Origin of the sequence: Gillisella taibaishanensis (genome assembly GCF_001938985.1) — a bacterium.
Taxonomy (GTDB): domain Bacteria; phylum Pseudomonadota; class Alphaproteobacteria; order Rhizobiales; family Rhizobiaceae; genus Allorhizobium; species Allorhizobium taibaishanense.
This window is the reverse complement of sequence record NZ_MKIN01000024.1, coordinates 112,745-138,559: the sequence shown is the minus strand read 5'-3', so window position 1 is coordinate 138,559 and position 25,815 is coordinate 112,745. Positions and strand designations below refer to the sequence as shown.

Here is a 25,815-nt window from a genome sequence, read left to right as displayed (position 1 = left end):
CAATGCCAAGGCGGGACCAAGGCTGCATCAGGGTTTTTCAGGGAAATAGCGCACATAGGCAAATTCGCGTCCGTCCGGCGACCAACTCGGGACGTTGATCGAGCCCTGGCCGCCAAACAATTCGAACAGGGTTTCGACATTGCCGCCGTCCATGTCCATCATCCGCATCCGCACATTGAGATCGCGCGGGTGATCGAAAACATCGGCATCGTAGGAGATGAACACGACCTTGCTGCTGTTTGGACAGGGATGCGGAAACCAGTCACTATGCCCATCGTCCGTCAGGCGCTCAACGTCGCTGCCGTCAGGGCGGATGCGCCAGATCTGCATGGTGCCGGTGCGGCTGGAGTTGAAATAGATCCACTGCCCGTCCGGCGACCAGTCCGGCCCATCATTGCGGCCTTCGCCATGGGTGAGCCTTTGTTCGTCGCGGCCATCGACGGTGATCGTGTAGATGTCGAAAACCTGGTCGCGGATGCCGCAATAGCAGACCCGTTGCCCGTCCGGCGACCAGCCATGCCAATAGGATGGTAGGTTTTCGGTGATCTGGATCGGCGTTCCGCCGGTCGAAGGCAGGATATAGAGACAGGTCTTGCCATGTTCGACCTTGTCGCAGATCGCCAGCCATTGCCCATCGGGCGACAGGCCGTGATCGTTGTTACAACGGGTGGCGAAGCCGGTGTCGATCTTTTCAGGCTTCGGCTCGCCAGTGAGAGACAGGCGATACATCAGCCCGTCGTCGTTATAGACGAGGAAGCTGCCGTCTCGCGACCAGTTCGGCGCCTCGACAAGCCGCTCTGTCTGCCAAACCACGCGGGATTGGCGCGTTTCGATATTGTAGATCTCGACCGAACTGCGCATCCGGCTAGCGATCTCTGAACCGATTTGTGATCGGATAGCGACGGTCGCGGCCGAAATTCTTCTTGGTGATCTTTACGCCCGGCGCCGATTGGCGTCGCTTGTATTCAGCGAGATAGAGCAGATGTTCGACACGGTGTACCGTGGCGGTGTCATGGCCGCGTGCCACGATGTCTTCTACCGACATTTCCTTTTCGACCAGGCATTCCAGGATATCGTCCAGAACAGGGTAAGGCGGCAGGCTGTCCTGGTCCTTCTGGTCAGGTCGCAGCTCAGCCGAAGGAGCCTTGGAAATAATATTGGCGGGGATCACCTCGCCTGCCGGCCCAAGCGCGCCCGCGGGCACATGCGCATTGCGCCATTCCGAAATGGCATAGACCTGCATCTTGTACAGGTCCTTGATCGGGTTGAAGCCGCCGTTCATGTCGCCGTAGAGCGTGGCATAGCCCACCGACATTTCCGACTTGTTGCCCGTGGTCACCACCATCGAACCGAACTTGTTGGAAACGGCCATCAAGATCGTACCACGCGTGCGGCTCTGAAGGTTTTCTTCAGTAATGCCGCTTTCAGTGCCTTCGAACATTTCGCCAAGGCTGGACAGGAAGCCTTCGACCGGACCGGCAATCGGCACGATATCGTAGTGGCAGCCAAGCGCGTTGGCGCAATCGGCGGCATCCTTGAAGCTTTCCTCCGACGTATAGTGATAGGGCAGCATGATGGTGCGCACCCGCTCATGGCCAAGCGCATCGACGGCAAGTGCGGCGCAAATCGCCGAATCGATGCCACCGGAAAGGCCCAGCACAACGCTCTTGAAGCCGTTCTTGTTGACGTAATCGCGAAAGCCCAGCATGCAGGCGCGGTAGTCCGCCTCTTCGCCTTCGGGGATTGCAGCAATTTCACCCTGCTCGCACCGCCAGCCATCGCCCTGGCGCGTCCAGGTGCTGAGCCTGATCGCTTCTTCGAATTGCGGCATCTGGAAGGCCAGTGTCTTGTCGGCATTGAAGCAGAAGCTCGCGCCATCAAACACCAGCTCGTCCTGGCCACCGAGCTGATTGGCAAACAGCAGCGGCAAGCCGCTTTCTATCACCTGGCGCAGCACGACCTGGTGGCGCACCTCCAGCTTGCCTCGATAGTAAGGCGAGCCATTCGGCACCAGCAGGATCTCCGCGCCGCTTTCGGCCAAAGTCTCGCAAACGCCGAGATCGTTCCAGATCTCCTCGCAGATCGGCACGCCAAGACGCACGCCGCGGAAATTCACCGGCCCCGGCATCTCTCCTTCGACAAACACGCGCTTCTCGTCGAATTCGCCGTAGTTGGGCAGGTCGATCTTGTCGCGCAGCGCTAAGATCCTGCCACCATCGATGATAGCCACGGAATTGTGCCGGCCCTTTTCGCCCTGACGGGGGAACCCGACGATTACGCCCGGGCCGCCATCGGCCGAATCCTGGGCCAGTGCATCGACGGCCGCCTTACAGGCCTTCAGAAAAGCCGGCTTCAGCACCAGATCTTCAGGCGGATAGCCGGAGATGAACAATTCGCTGAGCAGCAGCAGATCGGCACCAAGCTGCGCTGCTTGTTCGCGGGCCAACCGCGCTTTTTCAAGATTGCCGGCGACATCGCCGACAACAGGATTGAACTGGGCCACCGCGATGCGGAGCGTTTCTGGGGTCTGGATCATGTCGCTCATGGACTATGGTTTAGCCTGACCTTCGGCCGACTGCAACGGCCTGCACAAGGCATGACCGACTGTTTCACCAACGCTCACTGCCGTTCAAGAGCCGCGTCTAGTAAAATACAGGCTCATTTATTTTAGTGATTAATAATATTATGTTACTTTGCTCACTGTTACATATTTATGTAAGCATTTTTTGCAGTAAGTTTGCTTTCAGCCACTGAGAGATCTTCCGTTTTCGCTCGATTCGTGGAACAAATCCTCACTGCGTCGCAGACTTCGCACTGCGTTGTGGTGATCGGTGGGGACCGAAAGACATTCAGGCAGAATAAAACGGCGATCCTTTTAAGGATTGACCAGAGGGGTGGCAGAATCGATGCCGTTCTGCGTTGCCGGAAACAGTCGTCCAGACCGCTTCACGAAGGCACGTTTTGCTGGTTAACCATTGTTGGATTTCACGAAGATGTTCTCCGCTACTATTTCGCAAAATCCGTCTCCGAATACACTGACCCGCGCCGCGATTGCCGCTCATCCGCGCTTCCCGGCAATCGAGCGCGAAATTGCCTGGCACCTGATTTCGATTCATCGGAAATCGCCACGGCTGTCGCGCCTCAAGGCCTGTCATCGCAAGTGGTTGATGTCGCAGTCCATGTATGCGCTGGCACTGCAGCGGCGGCCGGACGATCCGTCGTCGGGCTTGACGGCGTCGCGGTTCATGGAGGTTGCCATGCAACTGGGTGCGGCCAGCCGCAACACCGCATCGGCATTCCTCGCCGAACTGTCAGCCTATAAATTTATCGAGGAAATCGAGAACCCAGCCGATCGGCGCATGCGCATCCTGATCCCGACGCCTGCAAGTGAATCGGCGATGATTTCCTGGTTTATGGGCCATCTGGATTGTCTCGACCGTCTCGACGATGGCAGCCGCGTTGCGCTGGCCAATGCCAACTCCGAAATCTTCAAAGTGGCACAGCCGCTGATCGCTCATGCGCTCGTTGCCGACCCGGATTGGCGAAATCCTCGCGATACCATTGCACCGTTTCTCAATTCGGACATGGGAGGCATGGTCCTGCACGGCATGATCAGCCAAATTCCCGATCAGCCCGACACCGATGGCGTCTATCGGCTCGGACCTGTCAGCCTGGCGAGCCTCGGCGAAGCCTATCTGCTGTCGATCACCAATCTGAAGCGAATGTTTAAGAAGGCACAGGATGATGGCCTGCTCGGCTGGGAATTGCCCCGCCGGCGCGGCAGCCTTTGGCTGTCAGAGCGCTTTGTGGTCGATTACTTCCATTGGCAATCGACAAAGTTCGAAGCGGTCAATACAGGCTTCTGGACGGCTGTCGAAAGGGTCGGCATCACTGTCACAGAGCCAGTTGCAGCCGCGGCAAAGACGGCGGCGGCCTCCGGCTCGGCCGCGGCAGACAAGGAACGCGCCGAGCTTAAAGTGATTTCTTGATATTCCAGCGGTCGTGGTACCAGAGCCATTGCTCAGGATATTCGCGAACCCAGCTTTCGACCTTGTCGTTCAGCATCTGCGCGGTGGCCTGGACATCGACCCGCCCCTGCGCATCTTTGGGCACCTCGACCTTCGGCTCGATTTCGAGCCGGTAGCGGTTACCGGGCAGGCGAATGCAACGGGCAGGATAGACGTCGCAGCCGAACTGCCGCACCAATTTGGCAAGCAGCGGATTGGTGCGCACGTCCTGGCCAAAGAACGTCGTTGGCTGGCCCTTCTTGAACTTCTGATCGACCAGCACGCCCACGCCCTTGCCAGCCTCCAACTGCCGCGCCAAATGGAAGGAAGAACCGGCATGCGAGGGCACGAGGTTGCCCATCCGCGCCCGGCGGAAATCGAACACCATGTCCGCGATGTAGGGATTATTCGGCGGGCGAAACAGAACCGTCACATAGAGACCGAAGGCCGCACCGGCCACAGGCAGCATCTCGAAATTACCGGTATGGCCGGTAAAGACAATGAACGGTCGCGGATTGTTCAAAAGGTCGACGAAGATTGGGACGCCCGACACCTCCACCCTGCCCTCGCCCTCACGGTCCGGATCGAAATCGAACAGCTCGTCGAGAAACACATATTCAGCGATCTGCCGGCCCATATGGCCCCAGGCATCCATGGCGATGCGATCGATCTCAGCCTGCGACTTTTCCGGAAAGGCGTTGCGCAGATTGGTCAGCATCAGCTTGTGACGCTTCAGCTTTGGCCCAATCCAGCGCACCAACCGGTCGGCACCGTTAAGCGCCGCATCGGCCGGAAACAGCTTCAGCACGGTGAGCAGCAGCAGAATGAGCTTGGCGACCAGCCATTGCGGAAACTTCCGCAAGGCCAGTACGACCGGTGTCAGGATCCGGCGCAGCATCATCAATCCATCTTCAGGATGATCTTGCCAAAGATCTGCCGGCTTTCCATCCGGGTCAGCGCCACATCGATATCCTCAAAGGTCACCTGGGTGTCGATAACAGGATGCACCAGGCCACGCGCCATCTTCTGCATGGCGTTTGCCATGTTTTCCATCCGGCACCCGAAGGAGCCAAGCAGCTTCAACTGCTGCTGGAACAGCATCATCAGGTTCATGTCGGTCGATACGCCTGAGGTCGAGCCGCAGGTCACGAGGCGGCCGCCGCGCTTCATGCAGAGCATGGAGCCGGCCCAGGTATCCTTGCCGACATGCTCAAACACCACGTCCACACCCTTCTTCTTGGTCAACTTGCGCACCACGCCCTCAAACCGGTCAGTGCGGTAATTGATGACGTGATCAGCACCGAGCGCTTTGGCGCGCTCGATCTTGTCATCGGAGCCAACGGTGGTGATGACGGTGCAGCCGATCTTCTTGGCGAGCTGGATGGCCGCCGTGCCGATGCCGGAACCGCCGGCATGGACCAGAATGGTTTCACCCGGCTCCAGCTTCGCATTGTCGAACAGCATGTGCTCAACCGTGCCGAAGGTCACAGGTGCCAGTGCTGCGCCGATAGCGTCGACTCCAGGAGGAGCCGGCACCAGCAAACGGGCCGGAATGTTGATCTTTTCCTGCGCGAAGCCATCGAGATGGAAGCCATGGACGCCGCCAACATGTTCGCAGAGGTTATCGCGGCCTTCACGGCAGGGCTTGCAGAGGCCGCAGGTGCGCGCGCCGTAGACGGCAGCCAGCTGGCCGGGCAGGATATTGCCGACGCCCGGGCCGATGGCCTCGACGACGCCCGAGGCTTCCGCTCCGATCACCAGCGGCATCTTGCGCTTGGCAAAAGCCATGCCGCGCCAGCCCCAGACATCGATATGGTTGAGCGCGACTGCCTTGACCCGCAGTGTCACTTCGCCTGGGCCGGGCGCATCTGGCTCCGGCAGGTCGGTGATTTCAAGCTTACGGTCTTCGATCAGTTGCAATGCGCGCATGACTATCTTCCTCTGCCCGAGGGCATAAATTTCGTCTGTCCTGCCCCCAGACAGTGCCAGGGGCGTGATGCCTGAATCAGGCCGGTTCCAGCGTCATGACCAGGCTGGCGTTCTGGCCGCCAAAGCCGAAGCTGTTCGACAGCACGGCCGAGACCTGGGCGTCACGCTTCACATTCGGCACCACGTCCAGCTCCACGGTCGGATCGGGATTGTTGTAATTGATGGTCGGCGGCAGCGTGCCGGTCAGCATGGTCTGGATCGAGAACACTGCCTCGACCGCGCCGGCTGCCGTCAGCGTATGGCCGATCATCGACTTGTTGGACGAGACCGGGATCTTGTCCTTCAGTCGCTCGCCGAACACCGACAGCATCGCCCCATATTCCATCTTGTCGTTCTCGGGCGTCGATGTGCCATGGGCGTTGATGTAGCCGACTTCCTCGTGGGATAGACCGGCATCTTCAAGAGCGGCGCGTATCGTGGCAATTGCCGGGCCGCCGTCCGGGGACGAGCGGGTGCGATGGAAATGGTCGGCCTTTTCGCCGCAGCCCTTCATGATGCCGAGGATCTTGGCGCCACGAGCAATCGCCGCTTCGAGCGATTCCAGCACCAGTGTCGCAGCCCCTTCGGCGATGACGAAACCGTCACGGTCCTTGCTGAAGGGCTTAGATGCCTTTTCCGGCGGATCGTTCTGGGTGGACAGCGCCGACAGCAGAGCAAAACGGATCAGCGCCTCGGCACCAACGGAGCCGTCGGTCGCAACCGTCAGCGCGCGACTGGTGCGGCCCTGGCGGATTGCCTCGACGCCCAACTGGATCGCGGTAGCACCGGACGCACAGGCGGTCGACAACGTGACTGGCAAGCCACGGGTGCCGAACCGGTCGGCGAGCCGCTCGGAAATCGAGCCGAACTGCACGGCTTCGAGAAACACCGGATCGGCCTCCTCGCGCATGGCCGCCAGCAGACGATGATAGGCATGGCCTTCAGCGCTATCGGCGGGTGCCCGCTCGGCAAGCGCAAAGCGGTCGTCCCATTCCGGCTCGACCGGCGGTGCGGCGAGAAACAGCGGACCTTCGAAATCACCGTTCAGGCCGGCCTGCGCCAGCGCCTCGATGGTGGTTTCTCGCGCCATGGCATAGGAGCGCTCGACGGCGTTGATCGCGGGAATGTCGATGAAATCGACCGTGCCGCTGATACGAGTGTTCAGCCCCTCGGTCGGAAAGCGGGTGATCTTATGGATCCCGGAAATACCGCCTGTGAGCTTAGACCAGTTGTCGGAGATCCCCTGGCCGAGCGACGTAATGACACCCATGCCAGTGACGGCGACAATAGGGCGACCGAAATGATCGGTGAAACGAGATTGAGTCATGGTCCTCTCCTCACTGCTGCGCCGAAAGATGGGCCATGCCTTCGCCGCGCACATAACCGACTGTGGTTACGATCGCCTGGCGCGCCGGGGCACTCATGGCAGGCTCTGCCGGATCGAAGGCCGGCACAACGGTCTTGGAATCGAGCGCCAGCGCGGCCAATGCCAGACCGAGCGGAAATTGCGCTTCCAGCGCATGGCCGGTTATGCCGCTAAAGCCGCGGACTGTCGCCCCTGGGAAGGCACTTTCGAGCGCTACCTTTTCGCGGGCAGAAATATCGTGCAGGCCGCTTGCACCTGACAGCACCAAGCCGCCTTCAAAGTCCTTGCCGACAGATGCAGCCATGCGAGCCAGGCGCTTTTCCAGGCCGCCATTGTCTCGCCGACCGCGATCGCCCTCAATTCCGTCCAGCACCGCATAGATATGAGCGCCACGGGCTTCGGCGTAAGCGCGCTGTTCCAGCACGAGGAAAGCTCCAACCGTGCCGAGGATCATTCCCCCACCTTGGCCATTTTCGCGCTGCCAGAGCGGCTTCCACTCACCGGTCGCATGGGCCTGGATGCCTTCGACCAGCAGGAAAATATCGTCACGGTCCGCCACGAAGGCGCCACCAACGAGCGAATGGGTCGATTGGCCGGCACGAATGCGGGCATAGACGGTCTCGATGGCGGAAATGCCTGCCGCTTCCTCGCCCATGAACGTGCGCGAAGAGCCCGTCACCTTATGAACGATGGAAATATTGCCTGCCATCAGATTGGAAAGCTGAGCAAGAAACAGCGTCGGGCGCAGTTCGGTGGTCAGCTTCTCATTGACGAGTTGCGCACGGTCGTTGCGCTTCAGGCCTTCGTTGACGATGATCGTATCGACATTGATATCGCGCTCGCCGCCGCCGGCAGCAACGATCATGTCCATGGTGGAGCAGGCCTGCGCATCGTCTTTCAGCCCTGCATCGTCAAGCGCCAGACCGGCGGCATAGACGCCGAGCCGCTGCCAGTTTTCCATCTGCCGTTGATCACCGCGCTTGGCAATCTGAGACGACCAGTCGATCTCAGGCATGGGATGAATGGGATAAGGCGCGAATTTTTCCGCCTCGATTTTTGGCGCGACAGCCGACGCGGCAGACAGAAGCGCAAGATGCGGTTCCTTGCCGGTTCCGTGGCTGCTGACAATGCCAATCCCGGTAATCACCACATCGTTTGGCGTCTTATGCATGTCCATAACCTCTTCAGCAATGCCGGGCGGCCACAGCCGGCGCCGGCACACACCTTCCAATCGCCGACCGAGCCAGAGGCTCAAAGGTCCGCGTGGGCCGCCTTGCCCTACTCCGACCGATGGCATTACGCAATACAGCGGCAGGCCCGATGCGGGCGAACGCCGCTGTATTGGGCATTTTTTGTTGCATAATTTTCGCCGCGAACCAATTGCGGCCCAAGGAATTACGCAAAAGGCCGCACGCAAGAGCGGCGGCCTTATTGATGAAAGTTCTAAAATCTCACTTAACCGGCAGCAGCGATTGCCGCCATCAAGCCGATCTCTTCTGCCCGGTCCCGGACGATATCGCCGAGCGGCACCTGGTCGAAAGACATGGTGCGCAGCTTCAGCTGACAATCGGCAACTTTCTTGCCGTCGGAGGTAATCTTCGCCTTGGTCACTGCAAAGCCTGAACCTTCGTGCTCCAGATGCGCCTCGATCTCGAGAACGGCATTGGGCTCCACGAAACTGCGCATCTTGGCGCCGTCCACCGACATCAGGAAAGGCATGGCGGCAAACTTCGTCGCCGCCAGCACCAGAAGTCCGGAAGCCTGAGCCATGGTTTCGATCAACAACACGCCCGGCACCAGCGGCATGCCAGGGAAATGTCCCTCGAAAACCGGGGATTTTTCCGGCACGACTGAGCGCGCCCTCAGGTTCAGGCCGCCGAGATCAACTGTCTCGACCCTGTCGATCATCTGGAAATATTCCAGCAGCATGTCAGCAATCCCCCGGCAGAGCCCGTGGCATCAACGTCGAAATCAAGCCTTGGCGGCCCTGAGTTCGTCGATCTTGGCACAGAGGTTCTTCAGCACGAAATACTCTTCCGTGGAAACCTTGCCTTCGTTGACATCCTGGGTCCACTGCTCGAGCGGGATCTTGATGCCGAATTCCTTGTCGATCGCAAACACGATGTCGAGGAAGTCGAGGCTGTCGATGCCGAGGTCGTCGATGGTGTGGCTCTCCGGTGTAATGGTTTCCCGGTCGATCTCGCTTGTCTCAGCAATGATGTCGGCAACTTTATCGAATGTAGCGGTCACGCTAGTTATCCTTCAGAATTTCCAATTCAGCGTCCCACATAGGCAAAACTCCGGCAAAAGCCAATGGCCAGTTTTGTGCACACGCAGCAAAATTGCGGCTGGGATGCTCAAACAGCGATCGAATGCCGTGCTTTGCCACTGGAAAAGTAGCTATCAAACACCGCAGCCACGCTGCGGGCAAACAGACGACCGGTCTGCGTCAGCGTGAAACGGTCCTGCTCGATGCGACAGAGATCATCCCCGTTAGAGGCAACAAAGACCTTGGCCTCGGCGATCAAACCCTCGGCATCTCCAGAAAAGTCGCGGCGCAGGCCGGCAAAGGAGAAGCCGAAATCGCACATGATCCGCTCGATCACGGCCGCCCGCACCCGGTCGTCGGCAGACAGTTCAATGCCACGCACGGCGGCAAGCCCGCTCTCGCTGACAAACCGCTGATATTCTGCCGTCGCAGCGCTGTTTTGAACATAGCCCTGCGGCAATTGGCTGATCGAAGAGGCGCCTAACCCGATCAAGGCATCGGCACCATCCGTCGTATAGCCCTGGAAATTGCGCCTGAGCCGCCCCTGCCGTGCCGCAATAGCCATACTATCCTGAGGTAAAGCGAAATGGTCGATACCAATCGGCTCGTAACCGGCGGAGACCAGCATGGCGGCGGCCATCGACATCTGTTCGTAGCGCATCGTCACATCAGGCAGGGAATCATCCGGAATCATCGTCTGATGCTTCTTCATCCATGGCACGTGGGCATAGCCGAACAGCGCCACCCGATCCGGTGCCAAGGACAGGATATTGTCGACCGTTCTCTCAAGCCTCTTTGTGGTTTGATAAGGTAGCCCATAGAGAATGTCGCAATTGACGGAAGAAGCGCCGCGTTTGCGTACTTCCTCAACCACTGATTTTGTCTGCTCAAATGTCTGGATCCGGTTGATCGCCTTCTGGACATCAGGATCGAAATCCTGAACGCCAAGGCTGGCGCGCGTGAGGCCGATGGCAGCCAGCGCATCATAACGTGGCGCATCGAGATCATTCGGATCCATTTCGACGCTGATCTCGGCATCGTCAGCAAAGCTGAAGCCGGCCCGCAGCCGGTCCATCAACGCCACGATATCTTCCGGGCGCAGCATGGTGGGCGAGCCGCCGCCAAAATGCACGGCCGTGACTTTCGCCTCACGCCCGGCGAGCTCAGCGGTCTTTTCGACCTCGCTGAAAAGCGCGGCAAGATAAGAGGTTATCGGCTCATACTTAAGTGTATGTTTCGTGTGGCAAGCGCAAAACCAGCAGAGCCGGTCACAGTAAGGAATGTGAATATAAAGGGAAATTGTCTGCCCCTTGCCCAGCGCGGAAAGCCACTGCGCATAATTGCCGCAGCCAATGCCCGTATGAAAATGGGGGGCGGTCGGATAACTCGTATAGCGCGGAACTGCGGTGGCGTATTTGGTGAGAAGCGCTGGAGCAATCATGGACCATGACCTTGTGAATGGCTTTTGTTCCATCATTTTATTCGTCGTGCGAAAGCGTACTTTGACTTCGATCAAATTCTTGCTAATCTCGTTCAGGTAGAAAAGCCTTACGGGAGCAGTCGGAGAGAAGGCGCGGAGAGGATGGTAAAACCATGTTCAACGCTGCGGGATCGCCGTCATGCGAACACCACGTCACGTACCGACAGGATCAGGTCTTTGGCGGGACCAACCTGTGCCGAGCGGATGCGGTGAGGCCGGACGAACAAACATCGATACTTCCAGCGGAAATCGGCGGATCAAAAGCGCGGGCGCTTTGTCTACGGGGCTGACAATGGATATGCATAGTCGAAAGAGCAGCAATTGCGGCCCGGAAGCACCGGCCGTTTGCAGCGAATGCGAGGCAAGACACGGAGGAGTATGCGCCTCCTTGTCGGTTGTTCAATTGATCGAGCTCAACCGCATATCGACAAAGCGTCAGATAAGCGCCGGTGGCGAGGTGATCGGTCAGGGCGAGCAGATCGCCAGCTACAGCAATATCGTCAAAGGCGTCGTCAAGCTCTCAAAGATGATGGCCGATGGTCGCCAGCAAATCGTCGGCCTGCAATTTGCCCCCGACTTCATGGGTCGCCCTTTTCTGAAGGAAAGCAGCCTGACGGCGGAAGCCGCAACGGACGCAGAAATTTGCGCCTTTCCCCGCGCGATCATCGACCGGTTGGTGACCGATCTCCCCGATTTCGAGCATAAGCTTCACGAGCAATCGCTCAAGGAGCTTGATGAGGCGCGCGAATGGATGCTGACCCTCGGCCGCAAGACGGCCCAGGAAAAGGTCGCGAGCTTCCTATACCTGATCGCAACCCATATCGACCCGCTGCAGAAATTCAGCAAGAATTTCGACCTGCCACTGTCGCGCGCCGACATTGCCGATTTCCTTGGCTTGACGATCGAGACAGTCAGCCGGCAGATGACGAAACTGCGCAAGGATGGCGTTATCATCATTGAAAACAATCGGCATGTGATCGTGCCCGACGGCCGCAAACTGAAGGAAGCGGCTGGCGCCGATTGATTGCAGCCAATGCCCGACACTCTGACGATCCTACGCTACCCTCACCCGGTACTGGCCTCACACTGCGAGGCCGTTAGGTCTTTTGACGACGGCTTGCAGCAATTTGCCGACGCGCTCTACCTGACCATGCGCGCCGCACCCGGCGTCGGCATCACGGCTGCCCATGTCGGCAGGCTTATCCGTCTCGTCATCCTCGATCTGCCCGAACTCGGCGGCCGCCGCGACTATGTCAATCCGGAGCTCCTGACCGTTTCGAACGATGTCATGGACCATCAGGAAGGCAGCGTCTGCATGCCTGGCATGGTCGAGACCGTCACACGGCCACGCCGGATCTCGATGCGCTATCAGACCTTGGGCGGTGAATGGCGCGAGGAAGATCTCGAGGATTTCCCTGCGATTTGCATGCAGCATGAAATCGACCAGCTGAACGGCCAGTTCTGGATCAATCGCTTGTCTCGCCTCAAACGCGAGCGACTGCTGAAGAAATGGCAGAAGGCGGAGCGCGCCTAAGGCGCTTCCTGCTCGACCGGCGGGCGCCGCCGGTCAGCCACTTTGTCCCTTATTTTCTGTTGCGCGTGGATCTGCCCCGCTTGGACTTAACCGTACGGCAGACGTCCTTTCGCGCCTCGCGTGAACTAAATCACGCCTGGAACGTTGATTTCTCAGAGAGACAAGGAGAACGTGCCATGATCTTTGCAAAACACGACAATGCTACCTCGACTGAAGACGAGCTGCGCGATTTGGAAGAACGCGACCTGCGCGACGGCTGGCCTTATTCGGACACGCCCGGCGCCGCATCCGAAGCGCCCGAAAACCGCGCCTATGGTGAAACCGCCGGCAACTTTGACCGCGATCCCAATCAGGGTTTCCGTATTGACGGAGTTGACGCCACTGGCGAGGAAGAGCCTCTCAAGGACGGACTGGGACCTGACACGATCGGTCGCGAAGACAGCGACGACGTGGAAAACCGCATCGCGGAACGATTCGAAGCCTCCGACTTGATGCTCGACAACGTCGAAATCAGCGTAGATGGCCACACAGCCACCCTCGGGGGCATGGTCGACACCAATGAAGAAATGCGCATGGCCGTGCGTCTGGCGCTAAGCGTCCCCGGCGTACGCCACGTCATCAACGAAATCGAAGCTGTAGGCGTCGACGCTCACCAGCCGGACGATGATTGACATGTAGACATCAAGGTTAGAAACGAGGCAGGCAGCGACAACGTTATTCCCTGCCCTTTGCACATCTAGATGACAAAAGACCCGGCCTAAAGCCGGGTTCTTTGGTGCAGTCGAGACGAATGTAACCTAATGAGAATGCCTTTATCATTAGGCACGCCGGTGTCCCACGTCGCGCATTTACGCATTATGGAAAAACAATAACTTCGAGCCCACCTGTCCCACACTTCTAAAGCGCCGAGCGGCTGAAGTGTGCGATTAAGCGTCTTCTTTCGCACATATCCGAATAACTGTTTACAAGACGTGCCGATCTAAGCCGCCTTGCCAAAAAAAAATTTACTCATAATCCAAACACGATTAGATAGTAGCCCCAGACGAACGAAGCATTTGGACCCAATCAGATTACCGCCGGACAGCGAAGGTTGCTCAGCGCTGGTAAACTACCTCGCAACTCTCAAGCTGCGGTGCTCGATTGGAATTTCTCATTTGCGTCCACTGCAAGAAAGACAAGAAAATCGGAATTCCTATGAAGAAATCAGAAAATATTGAAACTATTCTTGCAGAATTAGAGAACGCAAAATCAGAAATAAACAAATTAAACGCAAAAGTGAATGAAATTCAAAGTAATATTAGCATTCTGAGGAAAAGACTTAACCAAAATATATTTTTTCGCATAGCCAAGCCGATCCTTTTCTGCATCGACGCGCTGCGATTCGGTCCTGCCCCTAAGCTCTTTGACAAAGTCTGGTACGCTGATACCTATCCGGATGTCGGACTAGCCGGGATCAACCCGTGGTTCCATTTCAAGAAATACGGTGAAAAGGAGGGGCGCAACCCGAACGTTCTATTCTCCACCGATTTTTATCTCGAAGCATATCCAGATGTTAAACAGAAGGGTATATCTCCCCTTACCCACTACATAAAGAACGGCCATCGAGAAGCGCGAAGCCCTCATCCCTTTTTTGATACAGGTTGGTATCGCGAAAATAACCCTGACGTCAGGCGCCTAGGAATTGATCCTCTTCTACATTTCTTGCGGCACGGTGTGGACGAAGGCCGCATGCCCAACCGCTTCTTTAATGCTGAATGGTATCAAAAGCTTCGGCCGGACATAGCAGCCGCAAACCTCACCGCAATTCAGCATTATGTCCGTTACGGTATCGCCGAGGGCCAATCTTGGCGCCCGCCGGTAAACGAACGCCCGGGCACTTACATAGGTTTCAGCCCAGACAAAAACTCCTACTCGATCTCCACTGAACGGACGCCGTACACATATATTCCGCTGCGACCGCTTCAGTCCGCCCAAGAATTCATCCGTGAACACGCTGCTCACGTAAAGTTCAGCGTTATCGTGCCAGTCTACAACACACCGCCCGGCCTGTTAGATAAGGCGTACGAGAGTGTCAAACTTCAGTGGTACGACAACTGGGAAGTCATTTTCGTAAACGATTGTAGCACGGAAGCGCGCGTCACCTCTGATCTTACGCGAATTAGTCGGCAGGACCCCCGCATAAAAGTGATCAACACTGCGACGAACACGGGGATTGCTGGAGCGACCAATATTGGCATAGCAGCAGCCACCGGCGAATACATCGTTTTTCTCGATCACGACGACGAGTTGACCGTTGATTGCCTGTATGAGCTAGCCCGGCGAATTCACGCAACAAAGGCGGATTTTGTTTACTCAGACGAGGACAAACTCGACGAATATGGGAATTTTGTGCAGCCATTCTTTAAGCCGGACTGGTCTCCAGACACCCTTATGTCAACGATGTACACCTGTCACGTGTCATGCGTAAAACGTTCTCTGGCAATTGAAGCCGGCCCACTTGTTCCCGAATTGGATGGAGCACAAGACTGGGATTTCATCCTAAAGGTGACCGAAAAAGCTTCAAGAATTGAGCACATCGCCAAGGTGCTCTACCATTGGAGAATAATTCCCAATTCAATAGCAGCTGATCTAAATGCCAAACCTAAAGCTGTCGAGCACGGTAGACTCGCCAGAGACCATGCGCTTAGCCGGCGAGGTCATGCAGGTTCGATGAAGCACATTGACGAACTGCCAAATCACTATGCACCAGTCTACCTACCCAAACCGAATACACTCATTTCAATTGTCATTCCCTCGAAGAATAATTTCCCTTATCTTTCAAAGTGCATCTCAAGCATCCTTCGCCAAACAGAATACAAAAATTATGAAATAAACGTCGTAGATAACGGATCGACAGATTCAGAGACGATAAAATATCTAAAAGAAGCCGATAAAAATCCGTCAATTAATTTATTGACTTTGGATAAACCCTTTAATTTCTCGGAATTATGTAATTTTGGAGCGCATAAGGCGTCTGGTGATGTTTATGTCTTCTTGAATGATGACACTGAGATTTTGGAGGGCGGTTGGTTGGGCGCCTTGGCGGGACAAGCGCAGCTTGAGCATACCGGCGCTGTGGGAGCCAAACTTCTCTACGGCGAAGAAAACTCCATTCAGCATAACGGGATATTGAATCTGGAACCCGGCCCGTGCCATGCCTTCTCAAGGCAAGCCCCCAATTTTACAGGATATTTTGGTCGGTCCGTGTTGCCTTACAACTGGCTCGCAGTCACCGGTGCGTTGATGGCCGTCGAGAAAAGGAAATTTTGGAAGATCGGCGGGTTCGACGAAGAGTTTCCGGTCGCCTATAACGATATAGACCTGTGCTTCCGGCTAAAGAAGGCCGGCTGGCACAATGTCAATCTTCCTTTCGTTCAGCTTATCCACCATGAATCTGTATCCCGTGGTATTGATCACGAAAATTCAGAGAAATTTGAAAGGCTAAAGCAGGAGAAACACAATCTTTACACCAAACATCCTGATTTTTTCCAGCATGACCCCTACTACAACGTCAACATGCATCCCTTGGATATTCAGTTTGATTTATCAACGAAATGGAGGCCGTTTTAGCTCGACATGAATAGGGATCTCACTCGGAAGTTCGAGTAGTTGTAAAAGCAGGAGAACACAGTTTTGAACGATCAGTTCGATATTTTTTCGGAGTACAGCAAATTACAAGATTCTATCGACGCTGTTACGTTCGACTTTTTCGACACCCTATTTGTCAGGCCTCTTCGAGATCCTGAAGACATATTTGATGGAATTGGCCGTAAATTCCAAATAAAAAACTTTCGCGAAGCACGTCAGAACGCTCAGAGGTTAGGCTTCGCAAAAATGCACGCTGAAAACCGAAAGGAAATTTTGTTCACGGATATTTACGATTGTTTCGATCTACCTACGCTTACTAAGCAGAAGGTAAGAGATTTCGAAATTGAGTTGGAAGAAATTCTTCTGCAGCCCAATGAAGAAATCGTCGAGTTCTACAAATATTGCCGGGAGAAAAAGAAAGTAGCAATTATCTCAGACATGTATCTCCCGAAAAGCTTCTTTGAAAGGGTGCTTGCACGTCATAACTTGGAATTTGACGAGGTTTTCGTTTCCGCTGAGTTGAACGCGACCAAACGTGATAGTGGAGAAATTTTCTCTTTGGCGGCACTCTCCTTGGGGGTCGAACCAACCCGGATGCTTCATGTCGGTGACAGTTTACGTTCCGATGTTGAACGGGCGAGAGAGAAATCGTTCAACACATTCCATTATGTTGAATCGCGCCACGAACCGAAGACACCAGCCATGTTCTCTGAATCTCTAGCGTATTCTCTTTACAGAACGACAAAGCCAGATTTTTCGGATGAATACGAAGAGGTGGGTTTCAATTACGGCGGCCCTGCATTATCTGCGTTTTCAGCGTTTCTAGAGACCGAAGCGAAGAAAGACGAAATTGACAACCTTCTGTTCATCTCACGTGACGGCTTCATATTAAATGAAGTGGGCAAGGGGATATTTGAAAAACATTCCATACAATCGAATTATTTCAAAGGGTCTAGAACCGCGTTCAACATGAGCGCGATAACGGTTGAGAACTTTATAGACTTTCTGCCATTTCTGGTGTCCGGATGCTTCGGTTTGAGCACGCATGAAATATTGGAGCGCATCGACGTTGAGTGCCCATCACAGGGACTGCTTAAAGACATCGGCCTTGGCGATGATATACCAATAACGGAAGAAAATTTCGGCACGCTTCTTGATTTTCTGGTGTCATATAAGTGGACTATCATTAAAAGAGCAGCAGAAAACAGGAAGGCCTTATTTAATTACCTTCTTAGTCTTGGTGTTAAACAAGGCATGAAAGTTGGCTTGGTCGATGTCGGTTGGTCAGGAACTACGCTGGAAGCACTTTCACGTGCTCTTTCCGGCATGTTTGACGTTGAGTTGACCGGATATTTTTTATGTCTTGTAGATACACCTGAACGTATAAAGCGCAGCCAAGAGCTCAATATGAAAAGCTTGCTGAACAGCGAGACTCTTTCTGAGGGCGAAATAGCGGCAATATATGAAAATCGTGTTATAGCTGAACTAATGTTCACAGCGCCTCATGCGTCGGTGATCGGCTATTCCTACGATCCTGCGCAAAAAGACATTGGCTTTGTACTAGATACGGGTAGATCGCTAACCGAGGTAAAAAATACGGCCAGTCCATCGTTAATGCGCGGTATGAGATTGTTTAACGAAAGATACCGAGACGTCCATCTCAAGGTAGGTTTGGAAATCCCGCCTATGGAAGCGGTTCAACCTTTCGTCACGTACTTATCTACCGCATCTACGGAAGAATTATCTAAATTTCGGAATGTGAAGAATTTTGATGCGTGGGGGAGTTCCAAGAACTTTGACTTACTTGCTACCAAAGGCGGTTGATCAGGTGTTTGGTACTTATTACGGCAGTGCGGCGCCCGGATCCCGAACGCCGCACTGATCTGTAACTTAATGGCTAACTCAGCAATCCCTTCTGGAAACAAGAGCTATCCGATCTCCATATTCCAGAATTTTTTTACAACGTACTGATAGAGCTTGAGATCAAGTCGAACATGCTCACGGATTGCTTGATTGGCTTGCATTGGGTCAACAAACTCTCGCTCGACAATATCTGGGGTTACATTTTCCTTCATGTACGAAAGCGGCAGCCCAAAAATGCAGCTGAACCTCTTCAAGCTTTCCCGAGGACGTTCAGCCAGTCCGACGAAAGAGAAATGTGAGTCGATATTGGAAATAGCCTTCTCGAGATGTTCATCCGTAACGGGCAACTCTGCAGCTAGTCCTGCGATCGCTCTTGTGTAGTAGTTGTCGAACTCGGGACGTCTCACTTTTTCCAACGCCTCTGTGATGCTTGAGGCGGTCAGCATCTCGGCATCCTGCTGAATGTACTTAGCAAAAAAGTAGAGTGACGAGACAAAGTCGTACGGGTTACGCAATACAGTCATATATGACACAGCACGCGCAATGTGCTCGTGAAGGCCATAGCTTGTATGCCCGAAGACCACATCAACCTTATCAATAGAGGATGATGACAGCCCATTTATTTTAGTGAAGTCGCCGTTGTAAAGCGGCAACAAGAAGAGGGACTGTCGGTGCTCTTCAAGTGCCATACGCAGGCTGGTTCCGCCCGTTTTTGGCATATGAAGGACGATCTTAAGTGGCGATGGCGTGACATCGAAGCGTCCTTTGTACCGGAAGCATTTTCGAGCAATGACTTGCTGTCGAACACGCACCTCCAGAACCAGTGCCTGCCCGTTATCACGTGCACTTTGTTCGATGTCAAAAGCTGTGCTCCAGCCGACTGCTACCCATCCAGCGCCCATAGCCGCCTCGACGTCCGGTCTGGCACTAAAGCTCACAGCTCCGGCTTTTGCCCCATTTAAGTAGATCTCAGTCTCCTCTTGCCCACCATGAAATGCTGTCCACCCTTGAAATTCAACGATCGGCCATTCCAAAGCCTGTTCCGTAGTGTCTATGCAGCATTGAACTCCCCAGTTCCCAACTCTGTAACCCGTACTAATTGACATTTTAAAACCCCCTCACTTCAAAAAATTTCTTCATCGTCCGTTGTACAACTGATGCACTAAACACCCAACAATCAATTGGATAGTGAAACGGAATACCTGTGCCGTTGCCAACAATTTATTTTACGTTGCAAGACCACCCCCTAGGTTGAACGGCTCTGAAAACGGGAAGAAGCGTCACCTTTAGTCCGCCCTCGGGCACGAATGACATATCTTTTTTTTGCCATGGCGACTGTTTAGGCAGAGGTTCCAGCGATCCCAAATGGCGCTTGCTTTGTTGTGATTGCGATCCAGCGCTTGGAAAGACGATAAATTGCAAATCCATAAAATGCCCCTTACCGCTATGTTTACTTATCTAGGTCCTTCAATTAGATAACAGGCGAAAGCGCCCGATCAATTTGATTTCATTGGCGGAGGAAACCGTGGGTTTGATTGCTAACGACATGTTGAAAATTAGAAAATTCATAGACGCTCAACAATATGTCGAGGCATCAGATTATTTATTGCAGATCATAGATCGGAAAGAACGTCCGGCGTCGGAGATCACGGACTTGATACGTGAGTTAGTTGCGGCAGCGGTCCGTGTCAGAGATCAAGGGAACTACACAACCGCCTTGAAGATGATGGATACGATCTGGAGAAAGCGCACCGAGACTTTCCTTTGTATCGAAATACTTGTCATCTGCGTTAATATCATTAAAGACTTCAAATATTTCTTAGAATTTGAGAAAACAATACCGTCCGAATATCAAGATAATCCTCACATTTCGCTGTTCCTTGCAGGGGGAGCTTTCCTCGCTGGAGATTTGCAACGGACCGCCGGATTTCTACAGCGGGTTCCTATCGAAAGCGTCCGTGGCATTCCGTCCTTTTCCGCTTTTAGGCAGCAACTTGTATTCAATCTCAGCGGCTCAATCGCTGATCTGTTAAAACATCTAGAAAGTGCAGCGAACGAAGAACATTTTCGCGAGATGGCCCGCGATCTCGAAATTAATAGATATGTGACGTATCTTAGATCTATTGAGGCCTTTCCAGCTTTCGAATTCGCGCTTGTTTCTGGTATCCTTTACCCTGCCGCTGACGTCAAAATACCAACCGCACTGATAGCTGATATTGCAATCGAATTCAGGCGGCAACTTCCGGCCGATGAAAGAAATGTAGTTCTGTTTCGATTGCTAGTTGCATTTAAAATTACAGAAGCCGCCGACGCATACGCGAAGGTCATGCTCGATTCTAAGTTCGTCAATAATGCCGATTTCGTAAAACAACTTTTCAAGCTATCGGAACTGGATGGAATGGCCAGGTGGCGTACCATCGCTATTGCCTTGGGTCAGGACCTGCTCGGAGTAGACCTCGCTGAGTTCAACTGGCGCCATCCAAACGCAGGCGTGCAACATAAAGAGCTAAGCGCTCGTATACTGTCCTTGAAGGGCGCCGGAGAAAATGAGTTCCATCATTTAAACCTGCTTCCGAAAGGGCGGACTTTGTTCGAAGTTCAGCGCGCGCCGAAGGAACACGTCTTCATTGGTATGTTCGGCCAATGCCGCTTCTCCAACCACGTTTTCCCAACGCTTATGGATAAATTAGCGACGGACATTGAACCGCTTCGTGAAGAAGGAATGACTTTTTCTTATGGCATCGCCACCTGGGACCGAGGTGGGTCTCGAGGACTTTTTGATACTGACTCTGTCCATTTTCTTCTGCAACACCTCCCATTCGAGCTACATGACGGCGTAATGCAGCTAAACTGCAAATCTGTGGGAGACGTCAAGCGCTACCTACCAAATTTAGTCAGCTTCTGTGCCGGCCTAGCAGCGTCAGAGAGCGACGTGACTGTCGACTACCTAAGAGATAATCTCCTTCCAGAGTTTATGACCGATATTTGGACTGACGTTGAATTTATGTCATCAATTGGCCAACGGGTTGCTGATAGATTTGGAGGCAATTCCCACTTGGTCAACCAGGCTCGAATGTGGAACCGTATAGCCGCACTTCGTGCATTGGCCGACAAGACAGAAAGTGAGAAAGCGCTTCCTATCACAAGGTATCTTCTCCTCCGATCAGACTTGGTCTTTAGCGGCGCGTCGTTGCTATCAAACCTGTTGAAGCTAGCCGAGTCCACTCGGCCAAACTTTCTAATGGGAGATCACGACCCTCACGCAAATTTCATTGAAGGGCTTGGAGATAGAATTATGCTCTGCGATAGACAAGCGTTCGGTCGAATTACGGCGGGACAGCAACTCTTCCTAAAAGTGGTCGACGACGCCTCTATGGAATCCTATATCAGCCGCTGCCACGCACACCAATTTTTGGAGACGATCCTTTTCGAGCAGGATACCCAATTGATCAGACTTCCTTGGGAGGAAACTCGTCATGAGATATACAGAGGCCGCCTGACTATGGAACAGGTGCAGCCGTATCTACTCCGCGATATCAGTTCGGGCAACAAGTCCTTGGACCACCTGCGCGCATTTGTGTGAAATTCAGAGAGGTATCATGTCTTCTATAAGCTATCCGTCTGATGAAACGTCACTTCGGGCGCGGATTATCGCGCACAGAGGCTTTTGGATTGAACCGACCGAGAAAAACAGTTTGTCTGCCTTCATCCGCGCTTTGACGAACGGATTCGGGATTGAAACGGATGTGCGGGATTTAGACGGAGAATTAGTTATTTCGCACGATCCTGCTCGATCAAGCGAGAAACACATTAGTTTCTCGGCTTTTCTCGAAATTTATAAATCGATCGGCACAGACGGCTGGCTTGCACTAAACATCAAGTCGGATGGACTTTCCGGGTGGATCACGGATCATCTGGAAAAGTTCGCCATAAAAAATGCTTTCGTATTTGATATGTCAGTGCCGGACATGCGGCACTACATGAATTCAAGAGTTAATGTGTTCACCCGGATGAGCGATATCGAGCCTGTCGCCTGCTGCGTTGAGCGGTGCGCGGGAGTTTGGGTCGATAGCTTTGATGAACCGTACGCGACGAGCAGCCTCATTAATTCGGTAGCCAAAGAGCGACGTTTCGCTGCGATAGTCTCTCCTGAACTTCACAAAAAGAACCACATTGACGCTTGGTCCGACTGGGCATCGTCGTTTAATCTCAATGAAAATGGCCGATTGATGCTGTGCACCGACTTCCCTTCCGAGGCTTTAGAGTATTTTGGAGACAACGATGATTAAGGCCGTTTTGTTCGATATGGATGGCGTGTTGATTGATGCAAAAGATTGGCATTACGACGCTTTGAACCGCGCACTTTCACTATTCGGTATGCCTATTGAAAGAGACGCGCACCTTAGCACTTACGACGGGCTGCCAACAAAACGTAAGCTCGAAATTCTCAGTAAAACGCGGAAACTTCCTAAGAGACTCCATCCATTCATAAACTCGTTGAAACAGGATTTTACTGCCGAAATAGCTTACTCAAAATGTAAGCCGAATTTTCTGCATCAACGAGCTCTATCTCGTCTAAAGGCCGAAGGATTTAAACTTGCTGTTTGCTCTAATTCGATTCGAGCTTCAGTCGATTTGATGATGCGGCTATCCAAGTTGGATATCTATCTAGACTTCTTCCTCTCGAACGAAGACGTAAAGCACGCGAAGCCAGACCCAGAAATTTATGTCAAAGCCATAGAGCGAATGGGTTTGGCGCCTCATGAGGTGATGATAGTCGAAGACAATGAGCATGGCTTAGCTGCTGCTAGGGCCTCCGGGGCTCATGTGATGGCTGTGGCAGAAGTGTCAGACGTTTATTACGAAGCCATAAAGCAAAGAATTGTAGCTTTGGCTGTGTGATAGAGGCCCAAGAAGATGGAAAACAAAATGCAGATTTTAATCCCTATCGCAGCCACGTCGCCTTTCTTTGATCAGGCCGAATTTTACTTCCCTAAGCCGCTAGTCGACCTTGGCGGGAAGACCATGATTGAACACTCGATTAACGCTCTTCGCTCAGAGTTTGGCGATGCGAAATTTGTGTTCTTAGTTCGTCAGGAAGACATAGACAGGTTTTCGATTGACACTGTACTTCAGCTTCGGGCTGGAGAAGACGTTACTGTAATTCCGGTCAGCAGCGAGACAGATGGGGCGCTTTGCACATGCCTTTTAGCGGTAGACCACTTGGACTTAGAAGAACCCATTTTAATAGCTAATGGCGATCAGGTAATTACCTCGCCAATCGCCGACCTATTTGAAGAGGTGAAAAGTAAGGGCGCGGTAGCTGGAGTAGTAACGTTTCCGTCCGTACACCCACGCTGGTCTTATGTCCGTCTTGATGACGAAGGTTTCGTTTCTCAATCCGCCGAAAAAAGAGTCATAAGCGAAAATGCGATCGCGGGCCTGTATTACTATGAGACAGCCCAGCTATTCATTGAATCCGCTATGAGCTCAATTCGATGCGAAGATAGGCACGACGGGAAATATTTTATTTCCTCTACGCTAAACCAGATAATCATTGGTGGAGGCTCAGTTTCTAATTTCTCTATTCCAGCGAAACACTATCATAGCTTCTATACGCCGGAAAAATACAAAGAATACGTCGAGAAGTTTTATGGTCGCTCCGGCGAAAAGCAAGAGGTAGTCCTCGTAGTTCCAGGCGCAGGCGAAGGAAGCCGGTTTGCTAAGGAAGGCTGGCTTAAGCCGAAGCCATTTATTGACGTCGACGGCAAGCCAATGATCGAGCGTGTGTTAGAAAATGTGCGCCCTCGCAACAGTAAGGTCGTTACGCTTCTTCGTGCTGAACACATTGAAAAAAATACGTCCATCGTTGACCGGATCGGTAGGATTGCAAGCGTTCAATCTGTCGAAAAACTCACGGAAGGAACGCTGTGCACCGTCATGTTGGCGAGGAAGCATTTTAATGATTCTGACATGGTGATAGTTGCAAACTCTGATCAATTGATCGATTTTTCGGTTGATGATTTTGTTGACGACTGCATCAATAGGGACCTCGATGGCTCTATTTTGGTATTTAAAGATGCCGAATTGAACCCAAAGTGGTCTTTTGCCAAGATAAATAACCAAGGCCTCGTTGAAGAAGTCGCAGAGAAGAAAGCTATCTCTGAGTATGCAACGGTGGGAGTTTACCTGTTTAGGCGAGCAGACGCCTTAGTTAAGGCGACCATAGACATGATTGCGAACAATGATAGAATTAATAATGAATTCTATACTTGCCCGGCATATAATTACATGATCGACGAGGGCGCCCGTATCGGAATTTACGAGGTAGAGAGAGAAGCTATGCACGGCCTCGGAACACCAGAGGACATGAGGGCATTTTTTGCCCTAAAGGGTATGCCAAATTCAAAGGATGAGCCGCTTCAATGAAGTCAATCATTCCTTTAGCCGGTCCCGGCTTTGCCAATTCCGATGGCTCGGTTAAATCTGAAATGATTATTGATGACTTACCTCTTCTCAGACGCGCGGTGGAAAGTCGTCATTGGTGGATATCTGGCTTGATCACTCAGGCAGACCTCATATTTGTGCTTCGCGACGATGTCCAAAGTCGTCGCTTTTACCAAGAAAAATTAATGGCTTGGTATCCATCATCTAGATGCGTCTTTTTATCTCACTATACAAAAGGAGCGGCTTTTTCAGTTTTAGGAGGGTGTGCGCTTCTAGAAAATGTGAATGAGCCGATCTGCTTTGATCTTGCTGATATATTATTCGAAGTGGATTGTAATCCGATGGATTACATAGCTAGGGAGGATGTCGGCGCTTTGGCGCTTACATTCCGTTCCGATAACCCAGTATATTCATATATACGTAGGGACGCACAAAATCGTGTGATTGAGGCCGCAGAAAAGAAGGTTATTTCTACGGAGGCTTCAGCAGGCGTTTATTTCTACAAGTCCGTTTCGATTTATCTGAAGGCACTCGCGGCGGTTTTTGACCTGGGAGATCGGTTCACATTTCGCGATCTGCATTTTATTTGCCCCGTTTTTAACGGCGTGTTGTCCCAAGGGCTTTCTGTCGAAGCGCTAAATGTGAGTAACGTGCGAGACATTAAATTATAGGCGGAGACCTAGGAGGTACTTCATCTGTCTATTTGCTGTTAGCTCCGCGTGCTCCTATCCACCACTTGATAAAAAGGACCTCTGCGCCACGCGGTCCCATATATGCGAGCGCCGCGATAAGCCCTGTCGACACGGGCTGACCGACGTTTAACCACCCAGCTAGCCCCTCGCCGACCATTGCCATACCGATTGCGATTGGCAACTCCCACAACAACTCCGGACCGAGCGGCCGGCGGCGGGCGCGTCGAACTTCTTGGCCATGCCACATGGCCCGCCCTAGGATGGCCCCGATGATGGTCGTGCCCGCGCCACCGAACCAGGCGGTCAGAACTTCTGCCAATGTTGAAATCTTCTCAGACATCCCCTTCCTTCCTTCTGTTATCCGTCCGCAAAACCGCAGCCGCTTTGTCCTCGGTCACGTCCCGTCGCCTTGAAGTGCATTGATGGTGTTTGCCTTGGCGGCATTGAGGGCGCCACAATCGACTAAGGCCTTTCTGTCCTGGCCCCAAAGCCGGTATTCCTTTTCGCGATCCGCGCCGACCGGGATGAAGACCGGCCCGGTGCAACTGGCCATGATGCCGGC

23 protein-coding genes are annotated in these 25,815 nt (G+C 53.3%); 11 read left to right on the top strand and 12 right to left on the bottom strand.

Annotation, left to right across the window (positions count from 1 at the left end):
* Positions 1 to 27: 27 nt before the first annotated feature.
* Both BJF91_RS19635 and BJF91_RS19630 read right to left on the bottom strand, forming a co-directional pair.
* On the bottom strand, positions 28 to 861 hold the full coding sequence (locus BJF91_RS19635; protein WP_075616233.1) for a TolB family protein: 834 nt from the start codon (positions 859 to 861) through the stop codon (positions 28 to 30).
* A gap of 4 nt (positions 862 to 865) precedes the next feature.
* Positions 866 to 2,545 (bottom strand): NAD+ synthase, encoded by a 1,680-nt coding sequence (locus tag BJF91_RS19630; protein ID WP_075616232.1) that lies wholly within the window; start codon positions 2,543 to 2,545, stop codon positions 866 to 868.
* 448 nt (positions 2,546 to 2,993) lie between these two features.
* On the opposite strand from BJF91_RS19630, the gene BJF91_RS19625 reads away from it, so the two are divergent.
* Positions 2,994 to 3,989, top strand: a complete 996-nt coding sequence (locus tag BJF91_RS19625; protein ID WP_075616425.1) for a hypothetical protein — start codon at positions 2,994 to 2,996, stop codon at positions 3,987 to 3,989.
* Here BJF91_RS19625 and BJF91_RS19620 read toward each other — a convergent pair.
* The 7 genes from BJF91_RS19620 to hemN all read right to left on the bottom strand — a co-directional run bounded on the left by BJF91_RS19620 (position 3,973) and on the right by hemN (position 11,048).
* Positions 3,973 to 4,905 carry a lipid A biosynthesis lauroyl acyltransferase gene (locus tag BJF91_RS19620; RefSeq protein WP_184412777.1) on the bottom strand — a complete coding sequence of 311 codons (933 nt, stop codon included), beginning with the start codon at positions 4,903 to 4,905 and terminating at the stop codon, positions 3,973 to 3,975. The genes BJF91_RS19625 and BJF91_RS19620 overlap by 17 nt on opposite strands.
* Before the next feature lie 2 nt (positions 4,906 to 4,907).
* Positions 4,908 to 5,936: a zinc-binding dehydrogenase gene (locus tag BJF91_RS19615; protein ID WP_075616231.1), complete on the bottom strand. Its 1,029-nt coding sequence runs from the start codon at positions 5,934 to 5,936 to the stop codon at positions 4,908 to 4,910.
* A 76-nt stretch (positions 5,937 to 6,012) separates the two neighbouring features.
* A complete protein-coding gene (locus BJF91_RS19610; RefSeq protein ID WP_075616230.1) occupies positions 6,013 to 7,302 on the bottom strand; it encodes a beta-ketoacyl-ACP synthase in 1,290 nt (429 codons plus the stop codon).
* A 10-nt stretch (positions 7,303 to 7,312) separates the two neighbouring features.
* The gene (locus tag BJF91_RS19605; protein ID WP_075616423.1) at positions 7,313 to 8,512 is read right to left on the bottom strand and encodes a beta-ketoacyl-ACP synthase; all 1,200 of its coding nucleotides are present in this window, start codon (positions 8,510 to 8,512) and stop codon (positions 7,313 to 7,315) included.
* A gap of 284 nt (positions 8,513 to 8,796) precedes the next feature.
* A complete protein-coding gene (locus BJF91_RS19600; protein WP_075616229.1) occupies positions 8,797 to 9,270 on the bottom strand; it encodes a 3-hydroxyacyl-ACP dehydratase FabZ family protein in 474 nt (157 codons plus the stop codon).
* Positions 9,271 to 9,312: 42 nt separating this feature from the next.
* Positions 9,313 to 9,591 (bottom strand): acyl carrier protein, encoded by a 279-nt coding sequence (locus BJF91_RS19595; RefSeq protein WP_075616228.1) that lies wholly within the window; start codon positions 9,589 to 9,591, stop codon positions 9,313 to 9,315.
* A 107-nt stretch (positions 9,592 to 9,698) separates the two neighbouring features.
* The gene (hemN, locus tag BJF91_RS19590) at positions 9,699 to 11,048 is read right to left on the bottom strand and encodes an oxygen-independent coproporphyrinogen III oxidase (protein ID WP_162843899.1); all 1,350 of its coding nucleotides are present in this window, start codon (positions 11,046 to 11,048) and stop codon (positions 9,699 to 9,701) included.
* Between the two features lie 340 nt (positions 11,049 to 11,388).
* Between hemN and BJF91_RS19585 the strand changes: the two genes are divergently transcribed.
* The 5 genes from BJF91_RS19585 (at position 11,389) to BJF91_RS19565 (ending at position 18,075) form a co-directional block, all read left to right on the top strand.
* Positions 11,389 to 12,114, top strand: a complete 726-nt coding sequence (locus BJF91_RS19585; RefSeq protein ID WP_075616422.1) for a Crp/Fnr family transcriptional regulator — start codon at positions 11,389 to 11,391, stop codon at positions 12,112 to 12,114.
* Between the two features lie 9 nt (positions 12,115 to 12,123).
* Entirely contained in the window at positions 12,124 to 12,624 is a 501-nt protein-coding gene (locus BJF91_RS19580) for a peptide deformylase (protein ID WP_075616226.1), read from the top strand.
* Between the two features lie 176 nt (positions 12,625 to 12,800).
* A complete protein-coding gene (locus BJF91_RS19575) occupies positions 12,801 to 13,295 on the top strand; it encodes a BON domain-containing protein (RefSeq protein ID WP_075616225.1) in 495 nt (164 codons plus the stop codon).
* Between the two features lie 523 nt (positions 13,296 to 13,818).
* The gene (locus tag BJF91_RS19570) at positions 13,819 to 16,233 is read left to right on the top strand and encodes a glycosyltransferase family 2 protein (RefSeq protein WP_075616224.1); all 2,415 of its coding nucleotides are present in this window, start codon (positions 13,819 to 13,821) and stop codon (positions 16,231 to 16,233) included.
* A gap of 63 nt (positions 16,234 to 16,296) precedes the next feature.
* A complete protein-coding gene (locus tag BJF91_RS19565; protein WP_075616223.1) occupies positions 16,297 to 18,075 on the top strand; it encodes an HAD-IA family hydrolase in 1,779 nt (592 codons plus the stop codon).
* Between the two features lie 104 nt (positions 18,076 to 18,179).
* Here BJF91_RS19565 and BJF91_RS19560 read toward each other — a convergent pair whose 3' ends face one another.
* Positions 18,180 to 19,148, bottom strand: a complete 969-nt coding sequence (locus BJF91_RS19560) for a hypothetical protein (RefSeq protein ID WP_139310781.1) — start codon at positions 19,146 to 19,148, stop codon at positions 18,180 to 18,182.
* Positions 19,149 to 19,639: 491 nt separating this feature from the next.
* Between BJF91_RS19560 and BJF91_RS19555 the strand changes: the two genes are divergently transcribed.
* From BJF91_RS19555 to BJF91_RS19535, 5 genes are read left to right on the top strand one after another with little or no spacing between them, the layout of a single operon-like run.
* Complete coding sequence (locus BJF91_RS19555; protein ID WP_075616221.1) at positions 19,640 to 21,697, top strand: hypothetical protein; 2,058 nt, start codon at positions 19,640 to 19,642, stop codon at positions 21,695 to 21,697.
* A 16-nt stretch (positions 21,698 to 21,713) separates the two neighbouring features.
* Positions 21,714 to 22,403, top strand: a complete 690-nt coding sequence (locus BJF91_RS19550) for a PI-PLC domain-containing protein (protein ID WP_075616220.1) — start codon at positions 21,714 to 21,716, stop codon at positions 22,401 to 22,403.
* Positions 22,396 to 23,016: an HAD family hydrolase gene (locus BJF91_RS19545; RefSeq protein WP_075616219.1), complete on the top strand. Its 621-nt coding sequence runs from the start codon at positions 22,396 to 22,398 to the stop codon at positions 23,014 to 23,016. Before BJF91_RS19550 ends, BJF91_RS19545 begins: the two co-directional genes overlap by 8 nt.
* A 27-nt stretch (positions 23,017 to 23,043) precedes the next feature.
* Complete coding sequence (locus tag BJF91_RS19540; RefSeq protein WP_075616218.1) at positions 23,044 to 24,543, top strand: glycosyltransferase family 2 protein; 1,500 nt, start codon at positions 23,044 to 23,046, stop codon at positions 24,541 to 24,543.
* A complete protein-coding gene (locus tag BJF91_RS19535; protein WP_075616217.1) occupies positions 24,540 to 25,232 on the top strand; it encodes a glycosyltransferase family protein in 693 nt (230 codons plus the stop codon). The genes BJF91_RS19540 and BJF91_RS19535 overlap by 4 nt, the downstream gene beginning before the upstream one ends.
* A 28-nt stretch (positions 25,233 to 25,260) precedes the next feature.
* Here BJF91_RS19535 and BJF91_RS19530 read toward each other — a convergent pair whose 3' ends face one another.
* A complete protein-coding gene (locus BJF91_RS19530) occupies positions 25,261 to 25,593 on the bottom strand; it encodes a phage holin family protein (RefSeq protein WP_075616216.1) in 333 nt (110 codons plus the stop codon).
* A 54-nt stretch (positions 25,594 to 25,647) separates the two neighbouring features.
* On the bottom strand, positions 25,648 to 25,806 hold the full coding sequence (locus tag BJF91_RS25065; protein WP_162843892.1) for a hypothetical protein: 159 nt from the start codon (positions 25,804 to 25,806) through the stop codon (positions 25,648 to 25,650).
* Between the last annotated feature and the right edge of the window lie 9 nt (positions 25,807 to 25,815).

Coding starts and splice junctions, on each gene's coding strand:
- BJF91_RS19635 (WP_075616233.1), bottom strand. CDS start 861: ATGCGCAGTTCGGTCGAGATCTACAATATCGAAACGCGCCAATCCCGC.
- BJF91_RS19630 (WP_075616232.1), bottom strand. CDS start 2,545: ATGAGCGACATGATCCAGACCCCAGAAACGCTCCGCATCGCGGTGGCC.
- BJF91_RS19625 (WP_075616425.1), top strand. CDS start 2,994: ATGTTCTCCGCTACTATTTCGCAAAATCCGTCTCCGAATACACTGACC.
- BJF91_RS19620 (WP_184412777.1), bottom strand. CDS start 4,905: ATGCTGCGCCGGATCCTGACACCGGTCGTACTGGCCTTGCGGAAGTTT.
- BJF91_RS19615 (WP_075616231.1), bottom strand. CDS start 5,936: ATGCGCGCATTGCAACTGATCGAAGACCGTAAGCTTGAAATCACCGAC.
- BJF91_RS19610 (WP_075616230.1), bottom strand. CDS start 7,302: ATGACTCAATCTCGTTTCACCGATCATTTCGGTCGCCCTATTGTCGCC.
- BJF91_RS19605 (WP_075616423.1), bottom strand. CDS start 8,512: ATGCATAAGACGCCAAACGATGTGGTGATTACCGGGATTGGCATTGTC.
- BJF91_RS19600 (WP_075616229.1), bottom strand. CDS start 9,270: ATGCTGCTGGAATATTTCCAGATGATCGACAGGGTCGAGACAGTTGAT.
- BJF91_RS19585 (WP_075616422.1), top strand. CDS start 11,389: ATGCATAGTCGAAAGAGCAGCAATTGCGGCCCGGAAGCACCGGCCGTT.
- BJF91_RS19580 (WP_075616226.1), top strand. CDS start 12,124: ATGCCCGACACTCTGACGATCCTACGCTACCCTCACCCGGTACTGGCC.
- BJF91_RS19575 (WP_075616225.1), top strand. CDS start 12,801: ATGATCTTTGCAAAACACGACAATGCTACCTCGACTGAAGACGAGCTG.
- BJF91_RS19570 (WP_075616224.1), top strand. CDS start 13,819: ATGAAGAAATCAGAAAATATTGAAACTATTCTTGCAGAATTAGAGAAC.
- BJF91_RS19550 (WP_075616220.1), top strand. CDS start 21,714: ATGTCTTCTATAAGCTATCCGTCTGATGAAACGTCACTTCGGGCGCGG.
- BJF91_RS19545 (WP_075616219.1), top strand. CDS start 22,396: ATGATTAAGGCCGTTTTGTTCGATATGGATGGCGTGTTGATTGATGCA.
- BJF91_RS19540 (WP_075616218.1), top strand. CDS start 23,044: ATGCAGATTTTAATCCCTATCGCAGCCACGTCGCCTTTCTTTGATCAG.
- BJF91_RS19535 (WP_075616217.1), top strand. CDS start 24,540: ATGAAGTCAATCATTCCTTTAGCCGGTCCCGGCTTTGCCAATTCCGAT.
- BJF91_RS19530 (WP_075616216.1), bottom strand. CDS start 25,593: ATGTCTGAGAAGATTTCAACATTGGCAGAAGTTCTGACCGCCTGGTTC.
- BJF91_RS25065 (WP_162843892.1), bottom strand. CDS start 25,806: ATGGCCAGTTGCACCGGGCCGGTCTTCATCCCGGTCGGCGCGGATCGC.